The sequence below is a fragment of the Microcoleus sp. PH2017_05_CCC_O_A genome (assembly GCF_020738785.1).
In the GTDB taxonomy this organism is placed as follows: domain Bacteria; phylum Cyanobacteriota; class Cyanobacteriia; order Cyanobacteriales; family Microcoleaceae; genus Microcoleus.
This window is the reverse complement of sequence record NZ_JAEQCB010000244.1, coordinates 1-5477: the sequence shown is the minus strand read 5'-3', so window position 1 is coordinate 5477 and position 5477 is coordinate 1. Positions and strand designations below refer to the sequence as shown.

3 protein-coding genes and 1 pseudogene are annotated in these 5477 nt (G+C 45.4%); 2 read left to right on the top strand and 2 right to left on the bottom strand.

The genetic code is table 11. From position 1 onward, the window contains the following. Positions 1 to 149 (bottom strand): annotated as a pseudogene (locus JGK20_RS34730) (RNA-guided endonuclease TnpB family protein); the annotation flags it as partial. A 338-nt stretch (positions 150 to 487) separates the two neighbouring features. Then, entirely contained in the window at positions 488 to 2737 is a 2250-nt protein-coding gene (locus JGK20_RS32730) for a recombinase family protein (protein ID WP_293212227.1), read from the bottom strand. 52 nt (positions 2738 to 2789) lie between these two features. On the opposite strand from JGK20_RS32730, the gene JGK20_RS32725 reads away from it, so the two are divergent. Together JGK20_RS32725 and JGK20_RS32720 are read left to right on the top strand one after the other, a co-directional pair. Further along, positions 2790 to 4142, top strand: coding sequence for a proton extrusion protein PcxA (locus JGK20_RS32725; RefSeq protein ID WP_293208988.1), 1353 nt, complete (start codon positions 2790 to 2792; stop codon positions 4140 to 4142). 987 nt (positions 4143 to 5129) lie between these two features. Beyond that, positions 5130 to 5453 (top strand): hypothetical protein, encoded by a 324-nt coding sequence (locus JGK20_RS32720; RefSeq protein ID WP_293208990.1) that lies wholly within the window; start codon positions 5130 to 5132, stop codon positions 5451 to 5453. The last annotated feature ends 24 nt before the right edge of the window (positions 5454 to 5477 follow it).

Sequence of the window (5477 nt, the reverse complement as noted above, 5' to 3'; positions counted from 1 at the left end):
TATTTAATTGCACCTTTGTCCTTAAAGTACCGTTGCCGACTTTCGTAAGTCCCGACATTAAACAGATTGTTTGACCACCTCAACAGTTGCTCGACAATGGTTTTGTCGAGTCCTGTTAAATGCCACAGGTCTCTTTGTACTGCGTACATCTTTTTTTACCCTCCTTGATTTATTTTACTAGAATTGGTAAATATTTAACTGGCAGGATAAATCCTGCAATGCCCTTTCATCCCTGGACTTTTGTCGCAGGGTTTTCAGGGTATTTCTTATAATCTCGCTCATTTATAGCATACTAAATCAAAATTGCAAGGCCTATAGATATTTTTAAACTCTGGTATCTTTCGAGCTAAAAATATTAATGATTGCACGTTTTGATGCCTGTTTTGGGTACACTTTTATCTCGCCCAATTTCGCTCGAATCTAGAAGTCATGCTGCGAGTCAAGCCCGAGTATCTATCCAGAGGGAGAAAAAATGAAAATCTTTCATTCATGATTTTTCTTTCCTGCTTGTTCCCGAATGCCTGATAGCTGACTGTTGACAAGAAACAGAGCTGTTAATTAGAGGCAGAAGCGGCCCGGTTTGCTCTTGACCGTTGACGGCTAGTTCGCTGTGGCAAAGGTAAAGCACGGAACAACGACTTAACAAATCTACCAGAATTCGCCGCAGTCGCTGTTGGTCGGCGGCCGTTTCGTCTTCGGTTCCCCAGGGACGCCCCAATTGCGATCGCACAAATAAGGGTGCACCAAACAAAGTGGCCGCACCGCCGCTCAGCCATAGGGGCGAACCGGCATCCAGCCAAAAGTGCCATTTGTGGGCGCGGCGGCTGCTGCGGTACTGGAAGATGTTGGCGAGGGTGACGGCTTGGGCTTCTGGGCCTTGGGAACGGACTGGAAACGGGTTGGCGGTGACGGTTCCTTGGCGCAACAACTGGATGAACCTGGCGATTGTTTCTGAGTCGCCACCGTTTGTGGGTTCTACACGCTGCATTCGGGCGTGTATTTCCCAGTAGTGGGCGGCGGTTTCTATTAACTCTCGGAGGGCTGCTAGCCGATCGAACGGCAGATATCTGTCGTTGATGAGAAATTTCTGGATCGCTCGATCGATCAGCGCAATGGGACTGGGTAACAGCCGCTCCTGTTGTTGCGATCGCTGTTGTTCGATCCACTCTACAATTTGCTCGTAGGCCAAAGCTGCTCGGTGTCCCACTCTGTCCCACCGGGGAAAGGCTGTAATTTCCAGCAGTTGAGGTCGATCGAGATCGGGACAAAAACAGTGATCGGCAATTAAACCTGCTCTCACTTGGTCGATCGATTTTAGATTTTGGATTTTAGATTTTAGATTGAAAGTGGGGTTATCTTCTGCTGTTTCCGGCAATTCCCGGTGTTTCTGGCTGCCTAAAATTACTAGCATTTCGGCTACGGCGTCTCGATCGACTAAACGGCCTAGTCCAGGATAAACCAACGCTAGCAAAGTCAGCAAAGCTCGAATCTCTGGCGTAGTCGATAGGGGACGCTGATCGTTGAGGGATTCGGCCGCGATACCATCTCGGGCGAGAATTTCCGTTAAGCTGTAACGGGCGATCGCATCCATCCCAGGAGCAACTACGGCGATTTCCTGCGCTTCCACGGCTTTTGACTTCACCGCATCCACGATAATTTCGGCGGTTTCTCGCAGCAGTTGCGCCCGAGAAGTGGTTTCGAGCGATCGAACCGAGCCTGGTAAACTCAAGCCTAAAGGATAAAAACCCTCAGAATTCACTGCCAAACTTACGGCTAAATCCCCAATCTCTGAGGATAAACCGGCTTTTGCGTCCAAATTTTCCACGCTTCCGCAGCGGCTTTCGAGTCGGGCGAGGTATTCCGTGTCAGCCCCCAAACCCAAACGCACTCCTCCATCCCGATTGTAGGAAAAGGCCCCCGCTGCGCCTGTGTCGAGCATTCGATCGAACAAATGACCGCTGATGGCCGGATAATCGTCAACATCATCGGCGATGACAGCTTGATATCTAGAAGCCAACTGCTGCTGGTAAGTGACATTTGGCAACAAATAGCGCCAGTAGAGTTCGCAGACAATCCCGTAAGTCAGCAGCCCCCGCGTCAAGCACCATTCCCGCCACCTTTCGAGCAACTCTCCCATGCTAGTCCACAGGCTATTCGAGCCGTCACCAGCGGCAAATCCCTGTTGGAGAATGTGGGGAATTTCTTCTCTGGGCGTACCGCTGACAGCAGCAAGTTGTAATAAGTCTAGAGTTCGACGCACCATGCGATTTGGACTTACCCCTGTTTGTTGCAAAATCCCTTCGTCTAACTCGCGACGCCAGAGTCTGGCTGCAAGTTCCAATTCTGTTTCAGGTTGCAGCCGCAGGGGAAATTGAGCCTTCAAATCCAGCGACTGCAACAGCAGCGGCCAAAATAGCAATACTTCCTGCTCAAAAAAACCGAACGGTGTTGTGGAGTGAAAGGCATATTTTCCTTGGGTAGCTATGGCGATGCGATCGGCCAATTCCAACCGGTTGTCCCCATTAGCTGCTAAGACTAAGATTGCTGGGGCTGTTTGTCCCGCCCGCCAGCGCCCGGAACGCCCGCGGCTTGAAACGTTTGCGGGCAAAGGCTTGACTGTTTTGCTCCACAGGCAGAACTGCTCGACTAAGCGAGCGGTTTTGCCACTGCGGGCGCCTCCTACAATCCAAATAGAATCTGTGGCAGCGGTTTTTAGTTTATTTAAATTTGTTACCATACCATCAATACTTTAATGACTAATGTCTGCTACTAACTAATCGGCTCCAGCTATGAATACTTCTTTGTGGAACAGGTTTGTAAAATATCTCTACAGCGCTCACCAGTGGTATAGAGAAACGCCTGAAAGGGCACTAGAACAGGCTTACGATGCTGCGCTAGCAATTAAGGCGATCGAAGATGAGCATTTTGGCGGCCAAGGCATCTCCGAGCGATCGTCCGATTACGGACACAGCACCCTGTCTTACTTTAAATCCGAACTGCAAAAATACCTCAAGGTCATCCAAACCAGAATGGTTGAGTTTAATGCTAGCCGTTCTTTTTTGGAATTGCCCGATCGCGTGGGCGCAAAACCGCAGGCGGGACACAGCCCGGATCGCCACCCACGATTGGGTTTAGACGCTAAAGATCGATCGTCCCTGGTATTCGAGAAGCTAGAGTTTATTGATGGAGTCATGGACAAGTATATTAATAATAGTAAATCAACAGCGATCGTCCCACTTGTCAGTTCGGTAAACGTGCAGGCGAAATCTACAAGCAGTTCTCAACTTCACCCAAATAAAGGATTAGTTAATTTCAATCAAACTAATGGTGAAGTTGACACGAGTTCTGAAGAGGTAAATTTATTACCCCGATCGCTTTTAGGAACCTTGAATCGAATTACTAAAGAATTAGACCCGCAAGCAGAAAAAGACGTAGTTAGAAATTTCCGAAATTCTAAAATAAAAACTGTTATTTCTCTAAGATTTATTTTAATTTTAATTTTAGTTCCCCTGTTAACAAATCAAATTTCCAAAAACTTTGTAGTCGGGCCAGTAGTTGACCACTTTCGAGTCAAGCAAAATGCTCCTTTATTCATCAATGTTGACCTGGAAGAAGAAGCTTTAAAAGAACTGGAGATATTTGAGCATCATCTCAAATTTGACATTTTAATTGGCATAGCGCCGCCACTTTCTCCAGAGGAAAAGGAAAAAAAGATTGCCGAAAAAGCACTTGAGCTAGCGGAGGAATACCGCAAAGAAAGCGGTGGAGCAATTAAAAATATTTTTGCCGATTTAATTTCCGTGATTGCCTTTGCCGTGATTCTCATCACTAACAAGAGAGAGATTGAGGTTTTAAAATCTTTCATGGATGATGTGGTTTACGGACTTAGCGACAGTGCAAAGGCTTTCGTAATTATTTTGTTTACGGATGTGTTTGTCGGATTCCACTCGCCACACGGTTGGGAAATAATTCTCGAAGGTTTGTCGAGGCATTTGGGACTACCAGAAAATAGGCAGTTTATCTTTCTGTTTATTGCGACGTTTCCAGTTATCTTGGATACGGTATTTAAGTATTGGATATTCCGTTATTTAAACCGGAGTTCACCTTCGGCGGTTGCTACTTACAAGAATATGAACGAGTAATCGACTGCTACAGTTATCCTAGGGTGCATCAGTCGATTTAAGATTTAATATTTGAGTAATTACAGGGTTGGTCGCCATCAACAATCCTTAAAAAAAAATCGACAATTTAACAGATACGCACCTGTCTTTACAGGATCATTGTAAACAAACAAAACATTTATTGTGTAGCAATCTTTTGTCAAAATGGTATTACGCAGAGTATGAACCAATACGGTTTAGGTTTAGTTAACAAATCTTGTCATTGCCAGCTCACGAGCGTTGCAATCGCAGAGACTATGGCAGTTCTCAATTAACTGACGTGTACGCGGAGCAATTAGCTTCTTAACCCAAGCGTATTCGGGTATAGGCGACTCATATTGATCGAACCAGACACCGAGAAAGATTTCTGCGCCTGAAAACGCTGCGCGTGCAGAGGATCGCAGAGTTTTTGCGTAATTTCAACCCAATAGATTTGACGAAGCTTAAAATACGACTCTACAACAATCTCAGTATTTTTGCTGAGTCAAGCACATTATTTTCATAAAAACCCGTAAAACTTCAACAAGTTAAGCACAATTTACCAGTAAAACTAACTAACAAGAGCAGCAACCTTCACATATTTGCTGCCATGAACTTGCTACGAACACTGTCAGTCCCCCAGTGCCAGATAGAACAAAAAAATCAGTAATTTCCCTGATTGACCTGCTGCCGAAAAGAACGGAAGATTGTCATTAATAAAAGTTTCTCAACTAAAAAAAACCAAGCACCTCACAATTAATTCAAACCCGAATTCACGCATTCATCTTGAACGAAATATGAGGGCGATCAATTAATTAGTCTAAAACCACCGCTGCGCTGATTCAGATGCCCACAAACACAGTCGGTTTCACCAAATTTGCAGTTTCCGTAAAACAGGCATTTTTTAACTAATAAAGTATCCGAATACCCAAGCAGAACAGCCAACAATAATACCAGCAAACTTGTAATATTTAAAACAGGAGTGAAGTCATGTCAGGCATCAACCCAATCGAATCTTTAATAGAAGAATCGCCCCTAGTCAATCCCGGACTTACTCCTGCTGCACCCTCGCGTCTTCCGGGAATTGCAACTCCAAAACCTTTACCATACCAAGCAACAGACGACGAAGTAGAAAACCTTATACAACAAGAAACGAGCGAACCTGCAAACGAACTTCCCAAGAAAATAAGCTCAGCCGATGCCGATTCTTTAATTGCCAACAAACCATCCTCACTCCATCAGGGCTATTTCGTTCTAGACAGTAGACAGGGTTTAGGTTTAGAGTTTAGAAGTCGGATTCACCCTAACTTATGATTTATGAGTTCCCTAGCAATTGTA

Bases quoted from the DNA above. Each gene is read 5' to 3' on its own strand.
- JGK20_RS32730 (WP_293212227.1), bottom strand. From the start codon at position 2,737: ATGGTAACAAATTTAAATAAACTAAAAACCGCTGCCACAGATTCTATT.
- JGK20_RS32725 (WP_293208988.1), top strand. From the start codon at position 2,790: ATGAATACTTCTTTGTGGAACAGGTTTGTAAAATATCTCTACAGCGCT.
- JGK20_RS32720 (WP_293208990.1), top strand. From the start codon at position 5,130: ATGTCAGGCATCAACCCAATCGAATCTTTAATAGAAGAATCGCCCCTA.